Raw genomic sequence first — 26,932 nt, forward strand, 5'->3', positions numbered from 1 at the left:
GAATGACCACCGATGAAGACACGCAATCCTCGCCGCATGCGGCGCGAACTGTATGGCGTTCGTGATTCCTTGCACCGCGACTTCGGGTGGATCGACGGGATCGGATTCGCGCTCCTGGCCGACGAATGGATGGCCGCGCGGAAACCGGCATCGGCGCCTACGGCAGTCGATGACTGATTCGAGCGTAGGATCGCGTCACATCGGAGAGAAATCCACACGGGAGGGCTCGCATGCGATGGATAGCTGTCGGCAGACATGTCGCGGGCGTCGTCGTGTCCACCCTCGGTCATCTGGCCAGTGCAGTGACCGCTGCGCAATCCGGCGCCGTGCCGCCGACGGCCGGCGCGGATCCGACCTTCGCCAAGCGGGACGAGTACCGCCCGTAAAAGCCGCCGACGCAGTCTGATCGACGGAGAGGGTCCGCGCGGCAGCGGCGACCGCACCGCGCCCGCACTAGGCGTCGTCGACAGCGTTCCCGGCAGCACCTGGGAGCGAGTCCCCGGCCGCGTCCGCGCCCGCATCACCGCCATCCGCGTCCGCCACGGCCCGCGCCCGCACGTTGAGCACATGTTCGCGCATCGCTTCGGTCGCGGCCCCCGGCACGCCCGAGCGGAAGGCGGTGACGATGCGGCCGTGCTCGACCAGGGCCTCGGCGACGTCGATGTGGTGGCGCAGGACGGTCTGGCGCATGCGGTGCACGTGGGCGCTGAGGCTCTCGGAGAGCTCGAGCAGGAATCGGTTGCCGCAGTTCTCGAAGATGACGCGGTGGAAGGCCCAGTCGGCGTCGAAGTACTCGCGGAAGACGGACACCGGTACGTCGCCGGCCTCGGCGGCCCGGAGGAGGCGATCACCCAGGATCGCGTGGCGGTCTTCCGCCAGCGAGAGGGGCGTGAGCAGAGACGAGGCGGTGACGGCGGCTCGTTCGGCGGCACTCGTCTCGAGCACGAGTCGCGCGTCGAAGAGCTCTTCCATCTGGCCTCGGTCGAGCGGGGGAGCGACGCGGTAGCCCTTCAGGGCCTCGCGCGTCACGAGGCCGGTGCGCTCGAGCTGCACCAGCGCTTCGCGCACCGGCGTCGGCGAGAGCCGCAGGCGCTTGGCCAACGCGTCGATGGTCAGCCGCTCGCCCGGGGTCACGACGCCGTCGAGGATGAGATCGAGCAGGACCGCGTAGACCCGGTCGCGGAGCCCGCTGCGGTCGACGGTGGCGGAAACCGCGGAAACCGCGGAAACCGCGGAAGCCGCGGTAGCCGCAGAAACCGCGGAAGCCGCAGAAACCGCGGGAGCAGCAGGCGATACAGGGGTCTCTGGCATGGGTGACCACGGTACCGCGCCAGAGCGCGACACCGGCCGGACGCCGCCGGAACTCACGACGAACCTACTTCAGACTTCCGACGCTGAGCCCACCCTGCCAGTACCGCTGCAGCAGCAGGAACGACACCACGAGCGGGATGATCGAGATCAGCGAACCGACGACGATGAGGGGGAACAGCGGCGTGTCGGTCGCGCCGTTGGAGTTGGCGAGGCTCTGCCACTGGCCGATGCCGACCGTGACCGGGTAGAGCTTCTCGCTCGACAGCACCGTCAGCGGCAGGAAGTAGTTGTTCCAGGTGGCGACGACGCTGAGCAGGAGCACGGTCACCACCGCCGGCCGCAGCAGCGGCAGCGCGACCTGCACGAAGGTGCGGAGTTCGCCCGCTCCGTCGACCCGGGCGGCGTCGAGGAGCTCCGTCGGCACCGCGTCCGTCGCGTAGACCTGCATCAGGTAGACGCCGAACGGGCTCAGGAGCGAAGGCAGGATCACCGACCAGACGGTGTCGATGAGGTGGAACTGGGCCATGAGCAGGAAGGTCGGGATGACCAGCGCGGTGAGCGGCACCATGACCGACCCCAGGAGCAGGGCCAGCGAGATCCTGCGCCCTCGGAAAGCGAATTTGGCGAACCCGTAGCCGGCCAGGACGGCGAGCACGGTGGCTCCGACGCCGCCGGTCAGCGCGTAGAGGAACGAGTTGCCCAGCCAGCGCCAATAGATGCCGCCGTTGTACGTGAAGAGCTGTTTGACGTTGTCGAACAGGGCGAACGTCTTGTCGAACCAGAGCGCTCCGCCCGTGCCGGAGAAGAGGCCGTGAGAGTCCTTCGTGCTCGCGACGATGAGCCACCACAGCGGGAGCAGGAAGTAGACGATCAGGATCACGAGGAACGCGTGGGCGAGCACGTTGCGTCCTGCTCCGGGCCGCCCGCCTGCGGAGGAGGATCGGCGAGTGGTTCCGCGACGGGCGGCACGCGCCGGTGCGGCCTCCTGATCGCGGACGGGGCGGACGCTGGCAGTCGAGCTGGACATCAGAGGATCCTGCCTTTCTTACGAGTGGCGAAGAGGAAGATGTAGACGGCGATGAAGACCACCGCGCCGAGGGCGAACGACAGGGCCGACGCGTAGTTGAACTGCGTGTACGAGAAGGCCTGCGTGTAGGCGTAGATGTTGGGTGTGAACGACGGCGTGATGGCCCCGTTCGACGCGGCGGTCAAGATCTTCGGTTCGGTGAAGAACTGGAAGGTGCCGATGAGGGCGAACACCAGGATCAGCACGAGGGCCGAGGCGACCATCGGAACCTTGACCCGGATGGCGATCTGCCACGAGTTCGCCCCGTCGATCTCGGCCGCCTCGTAGATGCTCGAGTCGATGCCCCGGAGCGCCGCGTAGATGATGATCATGTAGTAGCCGGCCCACTGCCAGTTGACGACATTGATCAAGCCGCCGAAGACGTTCCGGCTGCTCAGGATGTTGGGCGCCGTCTGGTGGAAGACGGAGAACAGGTCGGTCAGCGGGCCGAACTGCGGGCTGTAGAGGAAGCCCCACATGAGCGCCCCGATCACCGCCGGTACGGCGTACGGGACGAAGATCATGAGCCGGGAGAAGTTCGCCAGCCTCGTCGTCAGCGAGTCCAGGACCAGCGCGGCCGCCAGCGACACCGCCATCTGAACGGGGATCAGCACGACCGAGAAGAGCAGGACGAAAGCGACGCCCCCGAGGAAGAGCGGGTCGGTGAAGGCCTGGGCGTAGTTGGCGAGCCCGTCGAACGAGGTGCCGGTGGCGAGCTTCTGGGTGAACAGGCTGAGGCCGAAGGCGTAGGCGAGGGGCGCCACCAGGAACGCCAGGAAGACGATCCCGAAGGGGGCGATGAACAACCAGCCGATCCACTGGCGCCTGCCGCTTCGGCCGGTCCTGACGCGGGCGGTGCCGGCGGAGGTCGTACGGACACGGATCGTCGTGCTCATTTCTTCACCTGGAATCCCTGGCCCTCGGCGTAGGCCACTGTGGTCGACTGCAGTTTCTCGAGCGCCGCGCCGACCGGCTTGCCGGCTGCGACGGCGATCATCGCCGTGGTGACCTGCGCGTAGTAGAACTGCTGGAACGGGCTGTAGACGGTGCCCTTGTACCCGGACGACGCCGGGATCCAGACCTCTTTGTTGGCCTGCTGGAAGGCGAAGAAGGGATCCTTCGCGGGGGCGAACCACTTCTGGCTCTGCGTCGGCACGTGCTGCGGGAAGTGCGCGCCGATGGTGGTCGGCGTCTCGTGCGCGAAGAGGTTGATGGCGACCTCCGCGGCGAGCTTCGGGTGCTTGCTCTGCGTGGTGACCGTGTAGGTCGACCCGCCCCAGTTGACCTGCGCGTCGTCGCCGGCGCTCCACTGGGGGAGCGGTGCCACCCGCCAGGGGCTGCCCTTGCCCGGTGCGAAGCCGTTTCCGGTGAGGTGGCCGGGCTCCCACGAGGGCGCGATCATCGTGGCGTACTTGCCGCCTCCGAGTCCTGCCGTGTAGTCGGTGGTCTGCTGGCCCGTCGTCCCGACCAGTTTCTCGTCCACCATCTTCTGCCAGAAGGTGAGGACCTTCTGCCAGGCCGCGTTGGCCGTGTCGATGGTGATGTCGGTGCGATTGGCGAGCGAGTACTCGAACGCCTTCGAGCCGGCCTGGTTCGCCAGCGCCTGCTGGAACTGCGGGGTGTCGCTCGGGAAGTCGGCCATCAGGGGCCGCCCGCGGCCTTGAGCTTCTGGGCGTCCTGCTCGAACTCGGCCCAGGTCGTGGGGATCGGCAGGTGGTATTTGTCGAAGATGTCCTTGCGGTACATCAGGGCGACCGGGCCGCCGTCGTCCGGGATGGCGTAGATGTCACCGTCGCTCGAGATGTCCTTCAGGGTTCCGGGGGAGAAGTCGCCGCGGACCTTCTCGGCTCCGTAGTCCGAGAGGTTGACGAGGGCGTGCCGGATCTCGAAGCTCGGCAGGTACTCCGTCTCGATCATGGCGACGTCGGGAGCCCCGCTCCCCGCGGCGATGGCGGTGTTGAGCTTGTTGTACTCGTCGGTTCCGGCGCCGACGTTGGCCACGCAGGCCTGGACGTCGTCGTGCGATTTGTTGAAGGCGTCCGAGGCCACGCCGATGGTCGGCGACCAGGCCCAGACGGTGATCTTCACGGCGTCCGGCTTGAAGATCGTGTTGCTGCAGGTCGCCTTCGAGTTGTACTGGCTGCCCGCCGAGGTCGCGCAGCCGGTCAGGGCGGCGACCGTGGCGATGACGGCCGCGAGTGCGATCGTCCGGTGGCGGGCCCGTGTGCGTCGAATGAGCACTGGTCGTCCTTTCCTCCGCGGAACGTCGTCGTTGCGACGCGGTGCGACCAGCATCGACGCGAGCCGACCACTTTGTCAAGGAAAGATTGTTAACAAAATTTGGGTCACGCGGGATCGCGTCGCCCCGACGCTGCGATCAGTCCGGGTCGCTCTCGTGATCGGCGAGGAGCCGGGAGAGCGTCCCCCGACGTGGTCGACGATCGCGTCGGCCGCCGCCCCGGGTCTCCGGCGACGAGGACGTCGCGGATCTGCCGGTGCTCGGCGTAGCCGACGGAGACGAAGTCGGGGTGGGAGCGGTTTCGCACCTGGAGGAAGAACGAGACCTGGCTGCGGATGTAGCGCCACGACCGCATCAAGCGGTCGTGGTCGGCCGCCTCGTACACCAGGTCGTGGAAGTCGAGGTCGAGGGCGACCGCCTCCGAGGCGGGAGCGTCGGGGGAGACGTGCTGCATGGCGTCCAGCACCTCGTTCATCCGAGCGAGGATCGCCGGTGTGATCCGGGTCGCGGCGCGCTCCATGGCGAGCTGCTCGAGAGCGATGCGAAGCGAGTAGACCTCTTCGATGTCGCGGCGCCGGAGCGTGGTCACGAAGGCTCCGCGGTGCCGGCGGAGCTCGATGAACCCCTCGTTCTCGAGCTGCTGGAAGGCCTCGCGGATCGGGCCGCGGCTCACGCCGAGGGCGTCGGCCAGCTCGCTCTCCTTCAGGTGCTCGCCCTCGCCGACCGCGCCCGAGGCGATCATGGCTCGCAGGGCGTCGACGACGTTCCGCGACAGGGCAGGGCTGGAGGCGAAAGTGATCTGGTCGGGCAGCGCCATCCTGGCTCCAAACAAAGATTGTTAACAATTATTCCTTGACAATGTCCCGGCGACGAGACGAGAGTCGATGCCACGAGGCTACCGCTGTCGCCATCCCGGAGGTGCTTTCACCCCGATGCCGAGTCGGTCCGCCTCGTTCCCAGGACCCCGACGGAGAGGACCACAATGACCATCGCAGAGGACAAGAACCCCGGGACGGCCATCGCTTCCGGCGTCCCGCAGTTCGCCCCGCACGACCCCGACGCGGCGCACGTGACATCGGCCCGGGTCGCGATCGACGCCGGCGCCGCGGGCACGGCGCTCGAGCCGATCTGGGAGAGCCTCGGCTACGACGAGATCAACTGGACCTACACGCCGACGGGCAAGACGCTGCTTCGCACGATCGGCGAGACGTCGAGCACGGGATTCCACGTCCGTCCGCACTACGTGTTCATCAGCGGCACCGGGTTCGGCCTGCCGCACTGGGGCAGCGGCAACGTCTACCACGAGGACGCAGAAGGCAACCCGGTCTACGACTTCGCCATCGTCGACGACACCTACGACGCGATCGTCGGCGCCGGACACCACGTGCTCGTCGAGCTCGGCTTCACGCCGCGCGACCTGCTTCCCGACCGCGCTCTCACCGAGCACACGATCATCGACAGCCCGACCGTGTACAGCGCGTACGAGGCCGGTCAGTGGTCGTACCCGCCGAAGGATCTGACGAAGTGGGGCGACCTCGTCGCAGCCCTCGCTCAGCACTCCGTCGAGCGCTACGGCGAGGCGGAGGTGTCGACCTGGCTCTGGGAGCTCTGGAACGAACCCGACATCTTCTACTGGCGGGGCACGCACCAGGAGTTCTGCGAGCTGTACGAAGCCACGGCCGCCGCGGTCCGGCGCGTTCTGCCGGACGCGAAGGTCGGCGGGCCGACGGTCACGGGTGGCCCCGACGGCGCCGAGTTCCTGCGCGGGTTCCTCGCCTTCGTCGAGGAACGAGAGCTGCCGATCGACTTCGTCTCGTTCCACACCAAGGGCTCGCACTTCACCCCGTGGCGCACCTACGGCGTGCTCGGCGCCGAGGCGCCCGAGAAGCAGTCGCCGTCGACCGGCAAGATGCTCTACGAGATGCGGACCCTGCTGAGGGTGATGGCCGAGTTCCCGCGCATCGCCTCGCTGCCGGCCATCGTGGACGAGTGCGACGCCGGTGTGCCGGCTCACTGGGGTGTCTACGACAACGCCAACTTCGCCTTCCAGAACACCGAGTACTACCCGGTGTTCCAGATCAACCTCATGAAGAAGATCCTGGACCTCAACGAGCAGGAGGTCGCCAGCGTCAACCGGGCGACGACCTGGAGCTTCTACTTCGAGGGCGAGCGGTACTTCGAGGGAACGCGGTCGTTCCTCACCGCGGGAGGCATCGAGAAGCCGTTCCTGAACGCGTATCGAGCGCTGGGCCGCCTCGGCGACCGACGACTTCCGGCGGTCTCCGATGCGGCCTGGCGCGTCGACGAGCTCGATGAGACCCTGACGTCCGGTGCTCCGGAGGAGGTCGACGCTCTCGCCTCCCGCGCGGACGACGGTCGGGTCGCCGCTCTCGTCTACCGGCACGCCGACGACCAGTACCTCCAGGACTCGCGCGAGGTCCCGGTCGCGGTCGCTTTCGCCGGACTCGCCGCCGGCTCGTACCGCCTCGAGCACTTCCGCATCGACGGCAGCCACAGCAACTCGCACACGGTGTGGCAAGAGCTGGGCAGCCCGCAGGATCCGACGCCCGAGCAGCTGAAGGCGATCCGCGCGCGCGAGGGGCTGGAGCTCCTCGAGGCGCCCTCGACCGTCACGCCGCAGGCCGGGTCGATCGAGGTGACCGTCTCGCTCCCGCTGACGGCCGTCTCGCTGCTGATCCTCACTCCCGAGGCGGCTCAGTGAGCGCGTCCGCCGACCCCGATACGGACGGCATCAGGATCGCCGACGGCGTCGTCGTGCCCCGGGTCGGCTTCGGCGTGTTCCAGATCCCGCCGGACGACGCGCAAGCGGCCGTCGAGGCCGCGCTCGAGGTGGGCTACCGCCACATCGACACCGCGGCCGCGTACAACAACGAGTCGGGTGTCGGAGCGGGCATCCGCGCGAGCGGGGTGCCGCGGGACGAGATCTTCGTCACGACGAAACTCCGCAACGGCGACCAGGGCCCGGACTCCACGCGACGCGCCGTCGAGCGGAGCAGGACCACTCTCGGGATCGACCGCATCGACCTCTACCTGATCCACTGGCCCTCGCCCGCCCGCGACCTGTACCGGCAGAGCTGGGCCGAGCTGGAGTCCGCCGTGAACGACGGCGAGGTCCGCGCCATCGGCGTCTCCAACTTCCTCGCCGAGCACCTCGAGCGCCTGCTGCAGGGCTGCTCGATCCCTCCCGCCCTGAATCAGCTGGAGATCCACCCGACCTACCAGCAGCGCGCCCTCCTCGAGTTCTGCGACAGCCACGGAATCGCGGTCGAGGCGTACAGCCCCTCGGGCAGGGCGCCGACCTCGGGGCGCCCGTCGTCGTCGACCTCGCCGGGAGGCTCGGTGCGAGCCCGGCGCAGGTGATCCTGGCCTGGCATCTCGCTCACGGTCGGATCGCGATCCCGAAGAGCGTTCGCAGGGATCGCATGGTCGAGAACCTCCGAGCGGCGTCCCTCCGACTGAGCGACGAGGACGTGAGAGCCATCGACGGCCTCGAGACAGGGGTCCGGATCGGCGGGGATCCTGCGACCTTCGAGATCACCCAGATCCGCTGACCCGCGGTCGGCGCCACAGCTTCATCAGAAGAGAGAACCGAACATGACAGCGTCATTCCCCACCACACCGACCGTCGTCGTCACCGGAGCGGCGTCGCCGCGCGGCATCGGCCGCGCGACGGCGACTCGTTTGGCCGGCCACGGCTGGAACGTCGGGCTGCTCGACCTCGACGGCGGCGCGTGCTCGGCGCTCGCCGCCGACCTGCACGAGCGCTTCGGGATCGCCGCCTACGGCGTCGGCGCGGACGTCGTCGACCGCGACGCGGTCCGCTCGGCTGTCGACGAGCTGGAGGCCGCGTTGCCGCCGCTCGTCGCCCTGGCCAACATCGCGGGCGTCAGCTCGCCCGTGCCCTACCTCGACCTCGATGCCGCCGAGTGGCACCGGGTGCTCAGCATCAACTTGGACGGCGTGCACAACGTCTCGCAGCGCGTGGCCGAGAGTCTCGTGCGGAACGGGGTCGGGCGGATCGTCAGCCTGTCGTCTGTCTCGGCGCAGCGGGGCGGCGGGACCTTCAGCAAGGCGCCCTACTCGGTCGCCAAGGCCGGGGTCATCGGCCTGATGCGGTCGCTGGCTCGCGAGCTGGGGAGTTCGGCGTCACGGCCAACGCGATCGCGCCCGGTCCGATCGACACCGACATCATGGGCGGCACCCTGACCGACGAGCGGAAGGCGGAGCTGGCGGAAGACCTCCTCATCCGGCGCGTCGGCACCGTGGACGACATCGGCGCGGCGATCGAGTTCCTCATCGGGGCCGAGTCGGGCTGGATCACCGGGCAGACCCTCAACGTCGACGGCGGCCTCTACATGCACTGAGGCTCCTCGTGATGCACGAAGAACCATCTTTCCTATAGGATCGAGGAGTCGATCGCCAACGGAGGACACGTGAGCCCACGCACCAACGACCAAGACTGGGATCCCGCGACCTGGTCGTCCGAGACCTGGCCCATCGCCACCTGCCTCCACGGGTTCGCACCGATCGACTCGCGGGGAGTCCCCCTCCACGACGCCGCGCCCGAGGTGTGGGACGACCTCTTCACCCAGATCGAAGACGTCGGCTTCACACTCGCCGAGATGGCCGACAGCCACATCCGGCCGGCCGACCTCGAGGCCACCAGGCGAGACGAACTCCTCTCCATCGCGGCCTCGCACGGAGTCGGCATCCCCTCCGTGCATCTCCAGCGACGGAGCGTCATCCAACCCGGGCACGAAGACGAGAACCTCGCCTACGCGCACCGCACCATCGACGGGGCGGCCGAGTGGGGCATGCAGGTCTTCTCGACGGGCCTGCACCAGCCGTTCAGCGAAGCCCAGCGTCGTGCGCTCTGGTTCTGGACCGCCGACGGACCGAAGGATCCCGCCGATCCCGACGTCTGGAACAGAGCGGTCGCCTCGATCCGCGAGCTCGGCAAGCACGCCGCCGACGTCGGGCTGCCGCTCGCACTCGAGATGTACGAAGACACCTATCTCGGCACGGCCGAGAGCGCCGTGCGCTTCGTCGAAGACGTGGGGCTCGACAACGTCGGCCTCAACCCCGACGTCGCCAACCTCATCCGCCTCCATCGCCCGGTCGAGAACTGGCGCGAGGTCTTCGAGGCGACGCTGCCCTACGCGAACTACCTGCACGTCAAGAACTACACGCGCGACGAGGCGGGCGACGGAAGCTGGGCCACGTCGGTCCCGTCCACGATGGAGACCGGGCTGATCAACTACCGGCAGGTGTTCCGCGAGGCCGTCCGGGTGGGGTTCCGGGGCATCATCATGACCGAGCAGTACGGCGGCGACAGCCTCGGCGTCTGCGCCACGAACCAGACCTACATCCGCGGCCTCCTCCCCACGGTGCCGCAACCCGCCGAGGCGTCGACGGCGCGCTGACGCGCCGCCGACGAATCGACCGAGAAAAGGAGAACCCGACGATGAGTTCACTCACGACAGCAGTGGTCGGATCCGGCTACATGGGCGGCGGGATCGCGCAGATGCTGGCGCTCTCCGGCGCTCACGTCGCTCTGGCCGACGTGTCGGCCGAGATCGCCTCGGCCAACTACGAGCGCCTGATCGACGAGGCCAGGCAGTTCGTCGCGGACGGACTCTTCCCGAGCGACGCCGTCGAGCGCATCGCATCCCTCGTCGAGCCCGCCGAATCGGTGGAGGCGGCCGTCGCCGACGCCGACTTCATCGAGGAGGCGGTGCCCGAGAAGATCGCCATCAAGCACGAGACCCTGCGGCGCATCAGCGCCGCCGCCCGGGCTGAAGCCGTGATCGGCTCCAACACGTCGACCATCCAGATCGGTGCTCTGGCCGAGGCCGTGCTCCGGCCCGAGCGCTTTCTCGGAGTCCATTTCTCGAATCCGGCGCCATTCATCCCGGGAGTCGAACTCATCCCGCACGAATCGACCGACGAGTCGGCGATCTCGCTCGCCGAGAACGTCGTCCGTGCCACGGGCAAGCAGACGGCGCGCGTGAACGACAGCGTCGGCTTCGTGCTGAACCGCCTGCAGTACGCGCTGTTCAGCGAGGCGACCGCGATCGTCGACGAGGGCATCGCCACGGCAGAGGACGTCGACACGATCGTGCGAACGACCTTCGGGTTCCGACTCCCCGTCTTCGGCCCGTTCGCGATCGCCGACATGGCAGGGCTCGACGTCTACGCCTTCTGCTACGAATCCCTGCAGACCCGGTGGCCGGAGCGCTTCGCGACGCCGCCGTCGCTTTCCGAGCACGTCGCCGCCGGGCACTTCGGCACGAAGACCGGTTCGGGCTACCTCGACGTTCCGGCCGACCGGACGGCGGAGCTGGTCGCCTACCGCAACCGCGCCTACGTCGCCATGGCCACGATGCTGGCGGAACTCGGGCCGGCGCCGATCGCCTGAGGCGTCCGGCCGTCGCACAGAATCAGCGGGTCGAGTCGAGCCGCGACCTCTCGCGCACCTTCTCGATGTGGACGCGCATGGCGTCGGCCGCCGCGCGCGGGCCGGCATCGAGGGCCGTGATGATGGCGCGGTGCTCGACGATCGCGTCGTCGGCATCGCTGATCCCCGTGTGCAGCGTCTGGCGCATCCGGTGCACGCGGGTCGAGATCGCCTCGGACATGTCGAGCAGGAACGGATTGGCCGTGGCTTCGAAGATGACGTGGTGGAAGTTCCAGTCGTCGGCGAAGTAGGTGCGGATCACTTCGACCGGAAGGTCTCCGAGCCCGGACGCGGCCTTGACCCTGGCGGCGGTCTCGGCATGGCGAGCGAGAGCCCGTTCGAGCAGTGGCGCGAGCGAGGCCGAGTGGACGGCGGCCAGCTCGGTCGCACCCCCTTCGAGAAGGGCTCGGGCGTCGAACAGGGCGTCGAGTTGCTCGGCGACGAGCGGGGGCGACACGCGGTAACCCTTGTTGGCGACGCGGGTGACCAGGCCGGTCCGCTCGAGCTGGACCAGCGCCTCGCGGACCGGCGTCGGCGAGACGCCGAGCTCGCGGGCGATCGAGTCGATGGACAGCCTCGTGCCCGGCTCGACCGTCGGGCCGAGGAGCACGTCGAGCACGCGGTCGTAGACGTGGTCCCGTAGGCCTCGACGCTCGAGGGAGCGGACGGCCGTGAGGGGGAAGAGGGGGTCGCTCATGACGCCCTCAGCCTATGCACCTCGTCCAGGATGCTCCGGACGGCAGACGGGTCGTGAGCGAATCGGCCGAGGAAGAGTCCGTCGACGTGCTCGTCGATCTCGGTGAGCAGACCCGGCCCCGCGCTGCCGCCGTAGACGACCGGCGAGCCGCCCCGGTCTGCGAGCTGCCCGAGGCGGTCGCGCAGCCCCTGGCAGACGAGGGCGACGTGCTCGGCGGGAGCGGGCGCCGGCCTGCCGATCGCCCAGACGGGCTCGTACGCGACCATCAGCGCGCCGGAGTGGCCCCGTTCGACGGCGAGCGACAGGGCCGAGTCGAGCTGGGCGAGGCAGACGGCCAGGGCTTCCTCGGGCGAGCCGTGCTCCTCCTCCCCGACGCACACCAGCGGCGTGAGACCCGCCCGGAAGGCCGCGGCCACCTTCTCGCTCACCACTTCCGGCGTCTCGCCGAACAGGCGTCGCCTCTCGGCGTGCCCGATCTCGGCGATGCTGCAACCGATCTCGGACAGCTCGACCCCGCTGACCTCGCCGGTGAAAGCACCGGCGTCGTCGGTGGCGAGGTCCTGCGCGCCGACCGCGACGATCGGCGACAGGATCTCGACGGCGCCGGCCAGGGACGGGAACGTCGGCAGCACGAAGAGCCGGGCCTCCCCGCTGCGGACGGCGTCGTGATCCTGAGCCAGCCGCCGGATCTCCCGGCACCACTCGAGCGTGCGGGCGTGACCGAAGTACATCTTCAGGCTCACGCCGATGACGGTCATCGGGAGGCCGTCACTTGGTCTCGTAGGCGCGGATCTCCTCGACCTTGTCGTTGGAGGCGCTCGACGGATCGAACTCGTAGGTGAGCCACTCGCGGACGTTGCGCCGCGCGACTTCGAGGCCGACGACGCGCTGGCCCTGGCAGAGCACCTGAGCGTCGTTCGACAGGATGCTCCGTTCGACCGAGTAGGCGTCGTGCGCCGTCACGGCACGGATGCCGGGGACCTTGTTCGCCGCGATGGCCACGCCGAGGCCCGTACCGCAGAACAGGACGGCGCGATCCGCTTCACCGGCGGCGACGAGCTCGGCGGCGTGGGTCGCGACGGTCGGGTAGTTCGTGCCGCCCGAAGCGTCGACGCCGACGTCGATCACACTGACCACGAGCTCGTTCGCCTCGAGGTCTTTCTTGACCGCCTCCTTGTAGTCGTATCCGGCGTCGTCCGAACCGATCACCAACCGCCACGTCGTCATGGTCTCTCCCTCTCGTCGTTCTCTTCGTCTGTCGTGGGTGTCACTCGGTCGAGGCGGCGAGCACCGCCTGGACGGAGCCGGCAAGGGCCGCGAACGAGACGGCGCCGGGATCGGGGATCCCACCGCCTTCTCGCCGTGCGTCTTCGCTCGCCCGAGCTTCGGCATCAGCGCTGCCGTCGACTCGGCTCCGCGCGTGGCGGCGTCCGTCGCGTCGGACCAGGCGCCGGCGAGGGTGCACCCTCCCCGACCCGCTGCGCCAGGGTGTCGGCGAAGGGGACGAGGGCGTCGACCATCGTCTTGTCGCCGAGTTCGGCGCCGCCGACGCGCATGACGGCGTGACGGCCCTCGTCGACTCCGGCGACGACCTGCGCGGCCGTGGGACGCGCCGTGTCGGAGAGCTGAGTCGCCAGACTGCGCAGGATCACGCCCCAGAGAGCACCCGAGGTGCCGCCGGCTCGGTCCGCCCAGGCGGCCGCGGCCCGTTCGAGGACCGTGCGCGCTCCGGCGCCCTCGGCGAGGGCCGCGCTCGCGGCTTCGCGCGCGGCGGACGCCCCGCGCCGCATGCCGATGCCGTGGTCGCCGTCGCCGGCGACCGAGTCGAGGTGGCCCCACTCGGCGGCCGATCGGTCGGCCGTGGCGTCGATCGCGGCGAGAACGGCTTCGATCCGCTCGGCCGCCCTGCGCGAGTCGGCCGACGCCTCGGGAACCGCGGCCCCGGTGTCGTCGAGAACGTCGGCATCGGGGGAGCGGTCGGCCGGGGGCAGAGCCGTGACGGAGCCGCGCCGGAACGCGGGGGTGTCTGCCGCCGCCGTCCAGAGACCCTCCAGTTCGTCGTCGACCCAGAGAAGGGTCAGCGAGGCGCCCGCCATGTCGAAGCTGGTGCAGAACTCGCCCACCTGCGGATCGACCAGCGTCACCCCGCGCTCGCCGAGAAGTAGCGCCAGGGAGCGGTAGACCACGAAGAGTTCCTCGCTCTTGACGGAACCGAGCCCGTTGAGGATCGGAACGCAACGTGCCCCGTCGATCGTGACGCCGTCCGGGATCTCTCCCGGCGACAGCAGGTGCTCCACGAAGAGCTCGGCGAGACCCTCGGCGGTCGGGATGTCCGTCTCGTCGATGCCGGGCTCACCGTGGATGCCGAGGCCCACGGCCATGCGGCCTTCGGGCACCGAGAACAGGGGTTCGTCGGCTCCGGGCAGCGTGCAGCCCGTGAAAGCCACCCCCATCGACCGCGTGCGCTCGTTGCCCTGGCGGGCGACGCGCTCGACCTCGTCGAGGCTCCGGCCCTCCTCGGCAGCGGCGCCCGCGATCTTGAACACCGTGAGGTCGCCGGCGATCCCGCGCCGGGTGTCGCGGGCGTCCGGTGGCGCGCTGAAGATGTCGTCGGTGACGAGGACCGTGCGGCAGTCGATGCCGTCCGCGCGGACCGCCTCCTGGGCGGCCGTGAAGTTGAGGACGTCTCCCGCGTAGTTGCCGTAGCTCAGCAGGACTCCGTCGCCGCGGTCGCTGGCTCGGATGACCGACTCGATCTGTGTCGTGGAGGGTGACGCGAACAGGTTGCCCATCGCCGCGCCGTGCGCGAGACCGGGCCCGACGAGGCCGGCGAAGGCGGGGTAGTGGCCGGAGCCGCCGCCGATGACGAGTGAGGGACCCGGCTCGGGTGACCGCGTCGAGCGGGTGACGCCACCGCGGACCTTCCTGACGTAGCCGGCGTTCGCGAGGGCGAAGCCGTCGATCATTTCGTCGACGAATCGCTGCGGGTCGTTCCAGAGACGTGTCACGTGTGCTCCTCCATTGGACCATCTGTGTCGTCGTAGATCCTACAGGATCGAGGAATCGAGTACATCGTCCAGACCGAATCGCGGCGGGGTCTTTACAGACGGAGAGAACAGGCTCATGATCGAGACATCCACTAGACAACGTTGTCTGCCGCTCATTCGGGGGTCGTTGACAACGCTGTCACCATTGAAAGGTCCTTTCTATGGCTGTTCGACCCCGGCGGCTCGCACTCGGTGTGACCGTCTCCGTCATCGCGGCGGGCGTCTTCGTGCCGGGGGTGGCGGCGCAAGCCGCGACCACCGCGTACGTGCAGAACCCCGCCTCTCTCGTCGATCCGATCATCGGCACCTCGGGTGCCGTCGACGACTTCCCCGGCGCCGACGTGCCCTTCGGCATGGTGCAGTGGAGCCCCGACACCCCGTCCAGGCCCGCGGGCGGAGGCTACGAGTACAACGACAAGAGCGTCACAGGCTTCAGCCTGACCCATGTCTCGGGCCCCGGGTGCGCCGCGTCGGGCGACATCCCGATCCTGCCCACGTCCGGCGCCATCGGTGCGGCGCCCGGCAACGCCACGCTGCCGCTCGACCACACCGCCGAGACGGCACAGGCGGGCTACTACAAGCTGGCCGCCTCCGGAATCACGACCGAGCTGACGAGCACGCAGCGCACCGGCGCCGCGCGCTTCACGTTCCCGAAGGCCGATCAGTCGAACCTGACGTTCAAACTCTCCGACAGCGCTGCCGGGTCCTCGAACACCCGGTTCCAGGTCGTCAGCCCCACCGAGGTGACCGGCTCGGTCACGAGCGGCAACTTCTGCGGAGCCACCGACACGTACACGGTGTACTTCGACATGACGTTCGACCAGCCGATCACCGGCTACGGCACCTACCAGAACTCGTCGGTGCAGTCGGGCGCGAAGTCGCTCGACGTGACGAAGAACCTGGCACCGCGCGTGAAGCAGCAGGCGACACCGCAGACGAAGTCGTCGAACGGTGTGACCCGCACGCGTCCTGACGTTCAGGGCAAGGCCACCCCGAGCGCCGGAGCGGCGGCGCCGAAGCAGAAGGCGGTCGTCTCACCTCCCGTGACCGGTTCGGACGGCGCCTACGTGAGCTTCGACACCGCGTCGAAGCAGGTCGTCCAGGCGAACGTCGGAATCTCCTACGTCGGAACGGCCGGAGCGAAGCTCAACCGGACCACGGAGAATCCTGCGTTCGCCTTCGACAAGACGCGCACGGCTGCCACCGCCTCGTGGAACTCGATGCTCTCGAAGATCCAGGTGGGCGGCGGTGACGTCGCTGCGCAGAAGACCTTCTACACGGCGATGTACCACTCGCTCCTGCACCCGAACATCTTCAGCGACACCAACGGGCAGTACGCCGGATTCGACGGGCAGACCCACAAGGCGGCGAAGGGACACGTCGAGTACGCCAACTACTCGGGCTGGGACATCTACCGCAGCCAGGTACAGCTCGCCGCCATGGTCGCGCCACAGGAGACCAGCGACTCCGTGCGCTCGATGCTCAACGAGTACGACCAGACCGGGCAGCTGCCGAAGTGGGCGCTGAACAACGGCGAGTCGTACGTCATGGTGGGTGACCCGTCCGATGCCATCATCGCCGACGCCTACGCCTTCGGTGCGCGCGACTTCAACACCGCCGCCGCGCTCACCGCGATGGAGACGGAGGCGACGACGCCGAACAACGTGCGGCCCGGCCTGACCGACTACCTCGACACGGGCTACCTGCCGCTCGACGGGTCGTACGGCTGCTGCAACTTCTACGGCGCCGTGTCGACGCAGCAGGAGTACAACACCGCCGATCACGCGATCTCGTCGTTCGCCTCGGCGCTCGGCAAGAAGTCGGTGGCGTCGACCTATGCCACGCGCGCGAACAACTGGCGGAACGTGTTCAACCCCGCGACGAACTACCTCGAGCCGAAACTGGCCTCCGGAGCGTACGCCGCCGGTTTCACCCCGACGTCGTCCAACGGGTTCGTCGAAGGGTCGAGCGCCCAGTACACGCCGATGGAGCCCTTCGACATCAAGGGTCTCGCGGCAGCAGCCGGCGGCAACACGGCCTGGATCGCGAAGCTGGACGCGCTGACCTCGACGATCAAGAACCCGACGGCCGCGAACGCGGACTTCGGCAACGAGCCCAGCATCGAGATCCCGTGGGAGTACGACTACGTCGGCGCCCCCTACAAGACGCAGTCGACGGTCCGCAGCATCCAGCAGCAGATCTTCACCAATGCGCCCGCGGGCATCGCCGGCAACGACGACCTCGGCACGATGAGCGCCTGGTACGTGTGGAGCGCCCTCGGGTTCTACCCCGAGACGCCCGGCACGACCGACCTGGCACTCGGCAGCCCGGTCTTCGCCAAGGCGGCCGTCCATCTCCCCTCTGGCAAGACGCTGACGGTCACCGCTCCGGCGGCCGCCACCGCCACGCCCTACGTGCAGTCGATGACCTCCGCCGCGACCGGGGCCTCTGCCGCGTCGTGGTCGAAGGCCTACCTCCAGCCGGGTCTCATCACCCGGGGCGGCAAGGTGAGCTTCGCGCTCGGCTCGACGCCGAACACGTCGTTCGCCTCGGCCGCTGCCGACGCACCGCCGTCGGACACGTCGGGGCTCGGCACGGCGCTCGGCTTCAGCAAGCAGGATGTCGTCGTCACGGCACCGGGTACCCCGGCCACCGTCACGATCGGCGCCCGCAACCTGACGGCCAAGGCGCAGTCGGTCTCGTGGACCGCGTCCGGCGACTCCGGCGTCTCGGTCGGCCCGGGTTCCGGTTCGCTGCTGCTCACGAAGAACGGTGATGCCACCGCAGCCGTCTCGGTCACCGCGCCCAAGGCGGAGGGCCGGTACCACGCGACCTTCAGCCTGCGGGACGCCACGGGCAACCCGCTTCCCAAGGTCGTCGTCGAGATCGACGTCGCGAAGCCCGGCTCGCTGTGGCCGTTCTACAACGACGCCGGGATCGCGTCCGACGGAGCGTCCACCTCGGGCAGCTTCGACGGCGAGGGCTGGTCGTACTCGCAGCAGGCGCTGGCCGCAGCGGGCGTGACCGCCGGATCCACGGTCTCCTCGAACGGTCTCGACTACACGATGCCGACACCGACCTCCGACGGGCTGGACAACATCCAGGCCGGGGGCCAGGTCATCCCGCTGGCCGGAACTCCGGGCGCGACCCGCTTCGGGATCCTGGGGGCCGCCGCCAACGGCAACCCGGGCTCGGAGGGCGACTACGTGATCACCTACACCGACGGCACCACCCAGACGCTGCGCCTCGGATTGAGCGACTGGACTCTCAACGGAGGAGCGCGACCGCGCCGGCCGACGGCAACGCGATCGCGGCGACGACCGCCTACCGAGACACGTCGTCCGGCGGCCGGGACACGGTCAAGGCCTACCTCTTCACCGCCGATGCAGCGCTGACCGCGGGCAAGACGGTGGCCAGCGTGACACTGCCGAGCACGGTCACGAACGGGGCGTCGCACGTGTTCGCCTTCTCGGTGGGAACACCGAAGGGCTGATCCGCGCGAGGTACGGCGGGCGGCTCGGATCCTGCGGGATCCGAGCCGTTCGCCGTGTCCGCCGCGCCACGGGACCGGCGATCGGTGGGGCCGGCTCAGCGGCCACCTGCGACGGCCGATCCGAGGTGCGGGACGACCGCGGACGCGAACGCATCGGCGACTCGAGCGGCGACGGTGTCGACGTCGTCGTCCCAGATCGCCTGGTTGAAGATCTCGACCTCGATGTCGCCGTCGTACCCGGTGGACAGCACCGCCTCCGTGATCCTGCCGAAGTCGATGACTCCGTCTCCCGGGTAGTGGCGCGCCAGCAGGACGTCGAGCGGGAGAGGCGTCTTCCAGTCGCAGACCTGGTAGCTCGCGATGCGCCCCGCGGCCCCGGCCCGGGCGACGTCGGCCTCGAGCGACGGATCCCACCAGACGTGGAAGGTGTCGACGACGACTCCGACGATCGCGGGATCGAAAGGCTCTGCGAGGTCGAGCGCCTGACCGAGCGTCGAGACGACGGCGCGGTCGGACGCGTACATCGGGTGCAGCGGTTCGACGGCGAGCGTCACGCCGACCGACGCCGCGTGGGGGGCGAGCTCGGCGAGCGCCTCGGCGACCGCGGCGCGAGCCCCGACGAGGTCTCGAGACCCCTCGGGCAGGCCGCCGACGACGAGTACCAGGGCGGGCGCGCCGATGGCCTCGGCCTCGTCGAGGGCACGGCGGTTGTCGTCGATCGACAGGCGGCGAGCGGCGGGGTCGGTGGCGGTGAAGAATCCGCCGCGGCAGAGGCTCGAGACCCGGAGGCCGGACTCGTGCACCAGGCGTGCGGCCGTGGCGAGCCCGACCTCCGCGATCGGCTCGCGCCAGAGCCCGATGCTCTGGTAGCCGGCCTGTACGGCGGCGTCCAGGGCGCGGGGCAGCGACGCGTACTTGATCGTCGCCTGGTTGAGGGAGAGCCGCGCGTGCGGAGTCGCGGAGGAGGCAGCTCGGCCGGTCGGGGTCATCGCGCCACCGCCGGCGGACGCGTGACACCCGAGAGGGTCAGCAGCTGGTGCCAGCGGGCGGCGGCCAGCTCGGGCCGTTCCAGGGCTCCACAGGCGTTGGCCAGGCGCGCGATCTCGGACAGGTGCGGAAGGCTGCGCGCGGCGTGCAGGCCGCCGACCATCGCCGGGCTCGCCTGGTGGCCGTTCAGCCAGGCCAGGAAGGCGACGCCGGTCTTGTAGTACTGCGTCGGCGCCGCGAAGACCTGCCGCGCGAGGGCCTCGGTCGGGCCGAGCGTCGCACGGTAGGCGGCGGCGTCGCCGCGGTCGAGGTGCTGGACGGCGGCGGAGGCCAGCGGGCCGAAGGCCGCGAACGCGCCGAGCAGGGCGTCGGAGTGCCGGATGACCCCGTCGTCGTCCGACTCGTCGTCGATGAGCCGGACGAAGTTGTAGTCGTCGCCCGTGAACATGGCCACGCCCTCCGGAAGCCGCGCACGCAGCCGCCGCTCCGCGCTCTCGTCGAGGAGCGACATCTTGATGCCGGCGACGCGGTCGCGGTTCTCCGAGATGATGCGGACGACCGTGTCGGCAGCGACGGTGTCCGCATCGCCCCCGAAGTAGCCGTCGAGGACGGCGTCGAAGGCGGCACCCAGCCAGTGGAGGACGACCGGCCCGGTCGCCCGCTCCAGCACGGCGCGATACACGCGTTCGTAGTCGGCGGGATCCTGCGCCGCTCGCGCCAGATGCCGGCTGGCCATCAGCACGACGCCGGCACCGGCGCCTTCGGCCACCTCGAGCTGCTCGACGTAGGCGTCGATCACGCGCTCGATCGGGACGACGTCGTCGTCGAGCTGGTCGGTGTTGACGCCGACGACCAGCCGGCCGGACACCGAGGCCGCCTCGGCCGCGCTGCGCTCGATGAGTTCGCGCGTGGCCGTCCAGTCGAGGCCCATGTTGCGCTGGGCGGTGTCCATGGCGTCGGCGACCCCGAGCCCCCACGACCAGAGGTGGCGGCGGAACGCGAGCGTGGCGTCCCAGTCGACGTCGGCGGGGCTGCCCGGTGTGTTGTCGGCGGCGACGCGGGGCACGACGTGGGCCGCCGCGTAGACGGTGCGGCTCGAGAGGGGCTGCGCGGCCGGGTCAGGTTCGGAGCCGCGGCGAGCTCGACGGAGGACGTCGAGCCGTCGGGGGAAAGCAGGAGCAGCTCGGTCATGCGCCGGCGGTGGTGAGGTCGTGGGGCAGGATCACCGGTGATCCGGAGTCGGGAGCCGTCAGGTCGATCCTGCGCCCCGTCTCGGAACTCCGCAGCCCCTCTTCGGCCAGTTGAAGCCCGCGCGCGCCGGCCCAGAAGTCGTAGGGGTGTTCGCCGTCGCCGACGACGTAGCGGAGGAAGTCCTCCCACTGCGTCTTGAAGCCGTTCTCGAACACCTCGTTGGTCGGAAGCTCCTGCCAGTCGCCGGAGTAGTCGTGGGTGTCGGGCAGATCGGGGTTCCAGGTGGGGCGGGGCGTCGCCACGCGCGGCTGCACCTTCGCGCCGAACAGGCCGACGACGGCGCTGCCGAGGGTGCCGTCGACCTGGAACTCGAGAAGCTCCGGTCGGTCGACCCGGACCGCCCACGACGAGTTGAGCTGCGCGGTGATCCCGCCCTCGAGCTGGAAGACGGCATAGGCGGCGTCGTCGGCGGTCGCGTCGTACCCCTCGCCGCGTTCGTCGACTCGCGCGGGGATGTGCGTGACGGCCTGCGCGTACACCGACTCGACGCGGCCGAAGAGGTTCTCGAGCACGTAGTTCCAGTGCGGGAACATGTCGACGATGATGCCGCCGCCGTCCTGCTTGCGGTAGTTCCAGCTCGGACGCTGGGCGTCCTGCCAGTCGCCTTCGAACACCCAGTAGCCGAACTCGCCGCGCACCGAGAGGATCCGGCCGAAGAAGCCGGAGTCGATCAGGCGCTTGAGCTTGCGGAGGCCGGGGAGGTAGAGCTTGTCGTGGACGACGCCGTGCTTGATGCCCCGCGCGTCGGCCAGGCGGGCGATCTCGACAGCGTCGGCGTAGCTCTCGGCGGTGGGCTTCTCGGTGTAGATGTGTTTGCCGGCCGCGATCGCCTTCGTGATGGCGGGGACACGCGCTTTGGTGACGAGGAAGTCGCTGTAGATCGACCAGCGGTCGTCGGCCAGGGCGGCGTCGAGGTCGGTGGTCCAGTGCTCGAGGCCGTGGCGCTCGGCGATCTCGCGGAGGGTCGCTTCGTTGCGGCCGACGAGGAGGGGCTCGACCTGCACCCGGGTTCCGTCGGAGAGCAGGACGCCGCCCTGCTCCCGGATGGCGAGGATCGATCGGACGAGGTGCTGGCGGTATCCCATGCGGCCGGTTGCGCCGTTCATGATCACGCCGATGGTCGGATTCGACACGGTGGCTCTCTTTCGAAGGACCCGCAGGAGGCTCGGAACGAGCCGGTCTCGGCGAGACCGCTCCGGTGCGGGAAAACGCTTACCCCGACAGTAGGACGAAACCGGCGGTGCCCGCAAGGCAGGACGTCTCGCCGAGGCGGACGGTGCGCGACTCAGCGTCGGGGTGTACTGGCGCGAACCACCACGGTCGTGGGAACGGCGTCGACGCTCGCCCGGTCGAAGTCGTCGCCGAGCGCGAGCCGCACCGCGCGCTCGCCGATGTCGACGAGGGGAGCCCGCACCGTCGTGAGCGCCGGAGTGACGTCGCGGACCGTGGGGATGTCGTCGAATCCGGCGACGGCGATGTCGCGACCCGGTTCGACTCCCGACTCGCGGAACGCCGCCATCGCTCCGAGCGCCATGACGTCGGTCACGGCGAAGACGAGTTCGATGTCGTCGAGCCCCCGCTCGAGCAGGCGCCGACCGGCGTCGTAGCCGCCGTCGCGCGTGAACTCGGTCTCGACGACCACGGTCTCGGAGTCCACTCCGGCGGCGAGCAGCCCGCGACGGAACCCGTCGACCCGGTCGAGCGAGGTCCGGACGTTGGCGGTGCCCGCGATCACGGCGAAGCGCCGGTAGCCGAAGCCCGCCATGGTCGTCGCCAGCTCGAAGGCGCCGTCGTCGTTGTCGAGCGACAGCGTGGCGAACGGGAGGTCGCGCTGGCTGATCATCACGACCCGGCCGCCGGACGCCTCGAACGACTGGAGCTCTCCGATCAGGGCGTCGCGAACCGCGGAACCCTGGCTCCGGCTGCCGGCGAGCAGGATGATGCGCGGACGCTGCCCGCGGAGCGTGCGCACGATCTCGAGTTCCCGCTCGGGCGAGCGGCCGGTGACCGCCATCGTGACGACGAGCCCGGACTCTTCTGCCACGCGCATCGCTCCGGCCGCGATCGAGGAGAAGTACGGGTCGGCGATGTCGCTGACGACGAGCCCGACGGTCATCGTCGATCCGCGCGCGACGGCCTGCGCCGACAGGTTCGGCGAGTAGTCGAGCTTGGCTGCGGCGGCGAGCACGCGGTCGCGGTAGGCGTCGGCGACCCTGCGGGTGCTGCCGTTGAGCGACCGGGACGCGGTGGCGAGCGAGACGCCGGCCTCGCGCGCGACGTCGTGGAGGGTGGCGGGGGCGGCCGGGCCGACCGGCGCGGGTGCGCCCGTCTTGTCGGCGGGATTCTCGACGGTGCTCACGAGCCCGACCCCGCCGGCGGGACGAGGAAGGCGGGACGCCAGGTGATCGTCAGCGCGAGAAAGGCGGGAACCAGGCCGAGGCCGATCAAGCCGAGCGTCGGCAGGCGCGAGAGCAGCAGGAGCCAGGTGGCCATCAGGATCACGCGCCCGGCTCCGGCCAGCGGGTGGAGCGTGAGGACGCCCCATCCCGCTCGCGCCAGTTCGCGGGGCCCGGCGTCGTCGGGCAGTCGAGGTGCGGCGGCGAGGATGGCGAGGTAGAGCGCCAGGGCGAGGCCGCCGAGGGGGAGCAGGATCACGAGGGCGGCGACTCCCGGAGCGCCTCCCGCGGAGGTCCAGAACAGAAGGGCGACGACGTACATCACGACGACCGCTGCGCCGACGACTCCGACGAGCCACAGGCGGCGGAACGCTGCGGCGAGATGCCTCGCGTAGAGCCGGGTGGGAGCGGGCCGCCCGTCGACCAGGACGTCGTGGAGCGTGCGCTGCAGCGCGGAGGTCGCCGGCCCCAGGGTCACCACTCCGAGCGACGTCACGAGCCAGAGCAGTTCGAGGAGCAGGACGTCGCCGACGGCCGTCGTGGCCGAGAAGACCCGGCCGCCGACCTGGGGGTGGGCGGCGGATGAGGAGATGGACGAGTTGCTCGTTCCACGATCGTGCCTTCCGTCGTCGCCGCGCGGATCGGCGGTGATTCGCCCATGGTAACCAGGACGATCCTCTCCGCGCGAGCAATCGGGAAACTGCTTTCCCGCGCGCCCTTGACCACCCGGCCGAAACGCACCTAGAGTCTGGATAGCGCTTTCCCAGTCGCTCGTCGTTCGTCAAAGGAGACAACAATGAAACGCAGTGCCATCTTCGGGGCCGTGGCCTCGGTAGTCGGTCTCACCGTCGTTCTGAGCGGCTGCTCGGCCGGCGGGTCGAACGGCCAGGCGGAAGGGGAGACCCCGCCAAGGCCACCGGCACCATCCGTGTCCTCACCCCGGCCTACCCGCCGAGCACCGAGGGGAAGGCCGCCTTCCAGGCCGTCGTCGACGACTTCCACAAGACGTATCCGAAGGTGAAGGTGCAGCCCGACCTGGCGACGTACGCCACCCTCAACGAGAAGATCTCGACCTCGATCGCCAGCGGATCCGGCTACGACGTCCTGGTCACCGGCGTCGGCTGGGTGCAGCCCTTCGCGGCGAAGAACGTCTTCGAAGACCTCGCCAACCACGGGGTGACCAAGAAGACTCTCGGTGACAAGACGACGCCGGCGATCACACCGGCGACGACCTACAACGGCAAGATCTACGCCTGGCCGCTGACCGCCGACGCGCGCGCCATCGCCTATCGCAAGAGCGCCTTCGTCAAGGCGGGCCTCGACCCCGACAAACCGCCGACCACGCTCGCGGGCATCAAGGAGGCGGCCGAGAAACTCACCATCCGCGACTCCAAGGGCAACATCACGCGCCCCGGGTTCGACTTCAACACCTCGCCGGGCAACTACCGCCAGGCCTTCGTCCAGCTGCTCGGCGCCGAGGGCAAAGACCTCTACGTCGACAACAAGCCGAACTTCGACAACGCTGCCGGCGTCAAGACGCTCGACTGGATGAAGAGCATGATCGGCAACGTCCAGAAGTTCGGTCAGCAGAACGCCGCGCAGAAGCCGATGACCTACACGGGAGAATCCGCGATGGGCTTCGTCGGCGGCAGCATCGACTGCTCGTCCGCCGGCGTCGGCAAGGCGAACTGCGACGACCTCGGCTACTTCCTCCTCGACGACAAGAGGCCGGTGGAGTACCTCGGCGGCAACCTCGCCTCGGTCGGTTCGACGAGCAAGGACAAGGACGCCGCCTGGGCCTTCATCAAGTCGATGAGCACCGACAAGGCGCTCGAGGCCCAGGCCAAGCTGAACAACCAGATCCCGGCGACGTCGAACGCGGCCGACTCCGAGATCGTGAAGTCGAACGACCTCAGCAAGTTCGTCGCGAAGAACCTCGACAAGGCGCTGTTCGAGGGCGGCATCCCGAACTGGCTCGAGGTGCGCAACAACTTCAACTCGTCCGTCGACGACGTCCTCCTCGGCAAGCGCGACGCCAAGGCCGTCCTCGACGAGTTGGCGCAGCAGTCGCGATGACGACCCTCACACAGAAGTCGCGGCCGGCGGGGCGGAGCATCCCGGCCCGCCGCCGCGGCTCGGTGCTGTCGCGGCAGCGCCGGGCCGGCTGGTGGATGATCGCCCCTGCGCTGCTGCACTCGCTGGTCTTCATCACGCTCCCGACACTCGCCGCCATCGGCCTGGCGTTCACCGACTACAGCTTCGGCGGCACCCCGCACTTCATCGGGGGCGGCAACTTCGCCGAGCTGTTCGGCGACGTCCGGTTCCAGGCGGCGCTCAAGAACACGATCCTGTACGTGATCGTCGTGGTGCCGGTCAGCATGGCCATCGCGCTGCTGGTGGCGATCGCCCTCAACCAGAAGATCCGCGGTCTCGGCGCGTTCCGCACGGCCTACTACATCCCGGTGGTCACCGCGACGGTGGCCGTCGGAACGGTGTGGCTCTGGATCTTCAACCCGGGTTCCGGCCTCGCGAACGGCGTCCTGTCGCTGCTCGGCCTGTCACCGGTCGGCTGGCTGACCGACCCCGGCCTCGCGCTGCCGTCGCTCATGGTCGTCGGCATCTGGCAGGGCCTCGGCTCGAAGATGATCATCTACCTGGCGGCGCTGCAGGGCGTCTCGCCGCAGCTCGTCGAGGCGGCGAACCTCGACGGCGCCGGGCGCTGGCAGGTGTTCCGCAACGTGACCTGGCCGGCGATCGCGCCCGCGCAGTTCTTCGTGCTCATCACGTCGATCGTCGGGACGTTCCAGGTCTTCGACCTCGTCTACGTCACCACCAAGGGCGGCCCGGGTCTCGCGACCAACGTGCTCGTCTTCGACGTCTACAACAACGCATTCCAGAGCCTCCGCCTGGGGTACGCGTCGGCCGAGACGGTCATCATGATGATCCTCATCGGCGCGTTCATCCTCATCGGACGCCGACTGCAGGGAGCGAACGCTCGTGACTAGTCAAGACACCCGCCTCACGGGGCGCAGGATCACCGCGGCTCCGCCCCGGAGCACCGACACCGCGACCGCGGCCAGTCGCGCGCGTCGTCCCAAGAAGAAGATCACCGTCGGCCGCGTGCTGCTCTACGTGGTGCTCACGGCGGGAGCGATCGCGATGATCGCGCCGTTCCTGTGGATGATCCTCACGGCCCTGAAGAGCGAGCTCGAGGTCTCGACCTTCCGTTGGCTGCCCGGCGAGTGGCGCTTCGGCAACTTCGTCGAGGCCATGCAGACAGCGCCGTTCCTCCGCTACTTCCGCAACAGCCTCCTGATTGCCGTCGGCGAGACCGCCGTGACGCTCGTGATCTGCACGATGGCCGGCTACGTCCTGTCGTCGATCCCGATCCGCGGCGCGAAGTTCTTCCTCGGGTACTTCATCACGCTGCTGATGATCCCGTTCCAGATCATCCTCGTGCCGCTGTTCATCATCGTGAAATCCATCCCGCTGTTCGGCGGCAACGACCTCCTGGGGCAGGGCGGCACCGGTTGGCTCAACTCGTGGTGGGGCCTCATCATCCCGCTCGCCGCGGCGCCGCTGTTCACCTTCCTGGCCCGGCAGTTCTACGTGTCGCTGCCGGCGGACCTGGCCGACGCGGCGCGGATGGACGGTGTCGGCGAGTTCGGCATCTTCCTGCGCATCATGACGCCCCTGGTGAAACCGGCCCTCATCACGATCGCCGTGTTTCAGATCGAGGCCGCGTGGAACGGGTTCCTGTGGCCCCTCATGATCACGAGCTCGGACGACCTCCGACCGCTGCAGCTGGGTCTGGCGATCTTCTCGCAGAACCCGGCCAGCATCCAGTGGCCGTACCTGATGGCCGGAACGACGCTCGCTACGCTGCCCATGGTGCTGCTCTTCGTCTTCGCGCAGAAGCGCTTCGTCGAGGGCATGGCCAGCGCGGGCCTGAAGGGATAGGAGAACG

Annotated in this window: 21 protein-coding genes and 3 pseudogenes; 9 read left to right on the forward strand and 15 right to left on the reverse strand. The window is 69.3% G+C overall.

Translation table 11 applies throughout. From position 1 onward, the window contains the following. Positions 1-453: 453 nt before the first annotated feature. The 6 genes from QUE79_RS11905 to QUE79_RS11930 all read right to left on the reverse strand — a co-directional run bounded on the left by QUE79_RS11905 (position 454) and on the right by QUE79_RS11930 (position 5,433). Positions 454-1,311, reverse strand: a complete 858-nt coding sequence (locus tag QUE79_RS11905; RefSeq protein WP_286343307.1) for a GntR family transcriptional regulator — start codon at positions 1,309-1,311, stop codon at positions 454-456. A 64-nt stretch (positions 1,312-1,375) separates the two neighbouring features. Then, the gene (locus QUE79_RS11910) at positions 1,376-2,338 is read right to left on the reverse strand and encodes a carbohydrate ABC transporter permease (protein WP_286343308.1); all 963 of its coding nucleotides are present in this window, start codon (positions 2,336-2,338) and stop codon (positions 1,376-1,378) included. Continuing rightward, positions 2,338-3,273, reverse strand: a complete 936-nt coding sequence (locus QUE79_RS11915; RefSeq protein ID WP_286343309.1) for a carbohydrate ABC transporter permease — start codon at positions 3,271-3,273, stop codon at positions 2,338-2,340. The genes QUE79_RS11910 and QUE79_RS11915 overlap by 1 nt, the downstream gene beginning before the upstream one ends. Continuing rightward, complete coding sequence (locus tag QUE79_RS11920) at positions 3,270-4,019, reverse strand: type 2 periplasmic-binding domain-containing protein (protein ID WP_286343310.1); 750 nt, start codon at positions 4,017-4,019, stop codon at positions 3,270-3,272. Before QUE79_RS11920 ends, QUE79_RS11915 begins: the two co-directional genes overlap by 4 nt. After that, positions 4,019-4,618 carry an ABC transporter substrate-binding protein gene (locus QUE79_RS11925; RefSeq protein ID WP_286343311.1) on the reverse strand — a complete coding sequence of 200 codons (600 nt, stop codon included), beginning with the start codon at positions 4,616-4,618 and terminating at the stop codon, positions 4,019-4,021. Before QUE79_RS11925 ends, QUE79_RS11920 begins: the two co-directional genes overlap by 1 nt. A 104-nt stretch (positions 4,619-4,722) precedes the next feature. Beyond that, positions 4,723-5,433, reverse strand: a complete 711-nt coding sequence (locus QUE79_RS11930; RefSeq protein ID WP_286343312.1) for a GntR family transcriptional regulator — start codon at positions 5,431-5,433, stop codon at positions 4,723-4,725. Positions 5,434-5,598: 165 nt separating this feature from the next. Here QUE79_RS11930 and QUE79_RS11935 point away from each other — a divergent pair, with 165 nt between their 5' ends. From QUE79_RS11935 to QUE79_RS11955, 5 genes and pseudogenes are all read left to right on the forward strand, one after another. Then, a complete protein-coding gene (locus QUE79_RS11935) occupies positions 5,599-7,338 on the forward strand; it encodes a GH39 family glycosyl hydrolase (protein WP_286343313.1) in 1,740 nt (579 codons plus the stop codon). Then, positions 7,335-8,188: pseudogene (locus QUE79_RS11940) on the forward strand (aldo/keto reductase). Before QUE79_RS11935 ends, QUE79_RS11940 begins: the two are co-directional and overlap by 4 nt. A gap of 43 nt (positions 8,189-8,231) precedes the next feature. Then, positions 8,232-9,001 (forward strand): annotated as a pseudogene (locus QUE79_RS11945) (SDR family NAD(P)-dependent oxidoreductase). Between the two features lie 69 nt (positions 9,002-9,070). Continuing rightward, entirely contained in the window at positions 9,071-10,060 is a 990-nt protein-coding gene (locus QUE79_RS11950; protein WP_286343314.1) for a sugar phosphate isomerase/epimerase family protein, read from the forward strand. Positions 10,061-10,101: 41 nt separating this feature from the next. Further along, a complete protein-coding gene (locus QUE79_RS11955) occupies positions 10,102-11,055 on the forward strand; it encodes a 3-hydroxyacyl-CoA dehydrogenase family protein (RefSeq protein ID WP_286343315.1) in 954 nt (317 codons plus the stop codon). Between the two features lie 22 nt (positions 11,056-11,077). Here QUE79_RS11955 and QUE79_RS11960 read toward each other — a convergent pair whose 3' ends face one another. The 4 genes from QUE79_RS11960 to QUE79_RS11975 all read right to left on the reverse strand — a co-directional run bounded on the left by QUE79_RS11960 (position 11,078) and on the right by QUE79_RS11975 (position 14,799). After that, positions 11,078-11,791 (reverse strand): GntR family transcriptional regulator, encoded by a 714-nt coding sequence (locus tag QUE79_RS11960; protein ID WP_286343316.1) that lies wholly within the window; start codon positions 11,789-11,791, stop codon positions 11,078-11,080. After that, entirely contained in the window at positions 11,788-12,549 is a 762-nt protein-coding gene (locus QUE79_RS11965) for a triose-phosphate isomerase family protein (RefSeq protein WP_286343317.1), read from the reverse strand. Before QUE79_RS11965 ends, QUE79_RS11960 begins: the two co-directional genes overlap by 4 nt. A 10-nt stretch (positions 12,550-12,559) precedes the next feature. Beyond that, the gene (locus tag QUE79_RS11970) at positions 12,560-13,018 is read right to left on the reverse strand and encodes a ribose-5-phosphate isomerase (protein ID WP_286343318.1); all 459 of its coding nucleotides are present in this window, start codon (positions 13,016-13,018) and stop codon (positions 12,560-12,562) included. Between the two features lie 164 nt (positions 13,019-13,182). Then, the gene (locus QUE79_RS11975; RefSeq protein WP_434010996.1) at positions 13,183-14,799 is read right to left on the reverse strand and encodes a dihydroxyacetone kinase family protein; all 1,617 of its coding nucleotides are present in this window, start codon (positions 14,797-14,799) and stop codon (positions 13,183-13,185) included. Positions 14,800-14,999: 200 nt separating this feature from the next. On the opposite strand from QUE79_RS11975, the gene QUE79_RS11980 reads away from it, so the two are divergent. Continuing rightward, positions 15,000-18,233 carry a GH92 family glycosyl hydrolase gene (locus tag QUE79_RS11980; RefSeq protein WP_286343319.1) on the forward strand — a complete coding sequence of 1,078 codons (3,234 nt, stop codon included), beginning with the start codon at positions 15,000-15,002 and terminating at the stop codon, positions 18,231-18,233. 193 nt (positions 18,234-18,426) lie between these two features. Here QUE79_RS11980 and QUE79_RS11985 read toward each other — a convergent pair whose 3' ends face one another. The 5 genes and pseudogenes from QUE79_RS11985 to QUE79_RS12005 all read right to left on the reverse strand — a co-directional run bounded on the left by QUE79_RS11985 (position 18,427) and on the right by QUE79_RS12005 (position 23,719). After that, entirely contained in the window at positions 18,427-19,320 is an 894-nt protein-coding gene (locus tag QUE79_RS11985) for a sugar phosphate isomerase/epimerase family protein (protein WP_286343320.1), read from the reverse strand. Beyond that, a pseudogene (locus tag QUE79_RS11990) lies at positions 19,317-20,509 on the reverse strand (dihydrodipicolinate synthase family protein). Before QUE79_RS11990 ends, QUE79_RS11985 begins: the two are co-directional and overlap by 4 nt. Further along, entirely contained in the window at positions 20,506-21,675 is a 1,170-nt protein-coding gene (locus tag QUE79_RS11995) for a Gfo/Idh/MocA family protein (RefSeq protein ID WP_286346706.1), read from the reverse strand. Before QUE79_RS11995 ends, QUE79_RS11990 begins: the two are co-directional and overlap by 4 nt. 179 nt (positions 21,676-21,854) lie before the next feature. Further along, positions 21,855-22,928 (reverse strand): LacI family DNA-binding transcriptional regulator, encoded by a 1,074-nt coding sequence (locus QUE79_RS12000; protein ID WP_286343321.1) that lies wholly within the window; start codon positions 22,926-22,928, stop codon positions 21,855-21,857. Then, positions 22,925-23,719, reverse strand: coding sequence for a DUF624 domain-containing protein (locus tag QUE79_RS12005; protein ID WP_350271697.1), 795 nt, complete (start codon positions 23,717-23,719; stop codon positions 22,925-22,927). Before QUE79_RS12005 ends, QUE79_RS12000 begins: the two co-directional genes overlap by 4 nt. 170 nt (positions 23,720-23,889) lie before the next feature. On the opposite strand from QUE79_RS12005, the gene QUE79_RS12010 reads away from it, so the two are divergent. From QUE79_RS12010 to QUE79_RS12020, 3 genes are read left to right on the forward strand one after another with little or no spacing between them, the layout of a single operon-like run. After that, entirely contained in the window at positions 23,890-25,041 is a 1,152-nt protein-coding gene (locus tag QUE79_RS12010; RefSeq protein WP_286346708.1) for an extracellular solute-binding protein, read from the forward strand. Further along, positions 25,038-25,970, forward strand: a complete 933-nt coding sequence (locus tag QUE79_RS12015; protein WP_286343322.1) for a carbohydrate ABC transporter permease — start codon at positions 25,038-25,040, stop codon at positions 25,968-25,970. The genes QUE79_RS12010 and QUE79_RS12015 overlap by 4 nt, the downstream gene beginning before the upstream one ends. Continuing rightward, positions 25,963-26,925, forward strand: coding sequence for a carbohydrate ABC transporter permease (locus QUE79_RS12020; protein WP_286343323.1), 963 nt, complete (start codon positions 25,963-25,965; stop codon positions 26,923-26,925). Before QUE79_RS12015 ends, QUE79_RS12020 begins: the two co-directional genes overlap by 8 nt. Positions 26,926-26,932: the final 7 nt, after the last annotated feature.

This window comes from Frondihabitans sucicola (assembly GCF_030296615.1).
Lineage (GTDB): Bacteria > Actinomycetota > Actinomycetes > Actinomycetales > Microbacteriaceae > Frondihabitans > Frondihabitans sucicola.

Bases quoted from the DNA above. Each gene is read 5' to 3' on its own strand.
- QUE79_RS11905 (WP_286343307.1), bottom strand. From the start codon at position 1,311: ATGCCAGAGACCCCTGTATCGCCTGCTGCTCCCGCGGTTTCTGCGGCT.
- QUE79_RS11910 (WP_286343308.1), bottom strand. From the start codon at position 2,338: ATGTCCAGCTCGACTGCCAGCGTCCGCCCCGTCCGCGATCAGGAGGCC.
- QUE79_RS11915 (WP_286343309.1), bottom strand. From the start codon at position 3,273: ATGAGCACGACGATCCGTGTCCGTACGACCTCCGCCGGCACCGCCCGC.
- QUE79_RS11920 (WP_286343310.1), bottom strand. From the start codon at position 4,019: ATGGCCGACTTCCCGAGCGACACCCCGCAGTTCCAGCAGGCGCTGGCG.
- QUE79_RS11930 (WP_286343312.1), bottom strand. From the start codon at position 5,433: ATGGCGCTGCCCGACCAGATCACTTTCGCCTCCAGCCCTGCCCTGTCG.
- QUE79_RS11935 (WP_286343313.1), top strand. From the start codon at position 5,599: ATGACCATCGCAGAGGACAAGAACCCCGGGACGGCCATCGCTTCCGGC.
- QUE79_RS11955 (WP_286343315.1), top strand. From the start codon at position 10,102: ATGAGTTCACTCACGACAGCAGTGGTCGGATCCGGCTACATGGGCGGC.
- QUE79_RS11960 (WP_286343316.1), bottom strand. From the start codon at position 11,791: ATGAGCGACCCCCTCTTCCCCCTCACGGCCGTCCGCTCCCTCGAGCGT.
- QUE79_RS11965 (WP_286343317.1), bottom strand. From the start codon at position 12,549: ATGACCGTCATCGGCGTGAGCCTGAAGATGTACTTCGGTCACGCCCGC.
- QUE79_RS11970 (WP_286343318.1), bottom strand. From the start codon at position 13,018: ATGACGACGTGGCGGTTGGTGATCGGTTCGGACGACGCCGGATACGAC.
- QUE79_RS11980 (WP_286343319.1), top strand. From the start codon at position 15,000: ATGGCTGTTCGACCCCGGCGGCTCGCACTCGGTGTGACCGTCTCCGTC.
- QUE79_RS11985 (WP_286343320.1), bottom strand. From the start codon at position 19,320: ATGACCCCGACCGGCCGAGCTGCCTCCTCCGCGACTCCGCACGCGCGG.
- QUE79_RS11995 (WP_286346706.1), bottom strand. From the start codon at position 21,675: ATGAACGGCGCAACCGGCCGCATGGGATACCGCCAGCACCTCGTCCGA.
- QUE79_RS12015 (WP_286343322.1), top strand. From the start codon at position 25,038: ATGACGACCCTCACACAGAAGTCGCGGCCGGCGGGGCGGAGCATCCCG.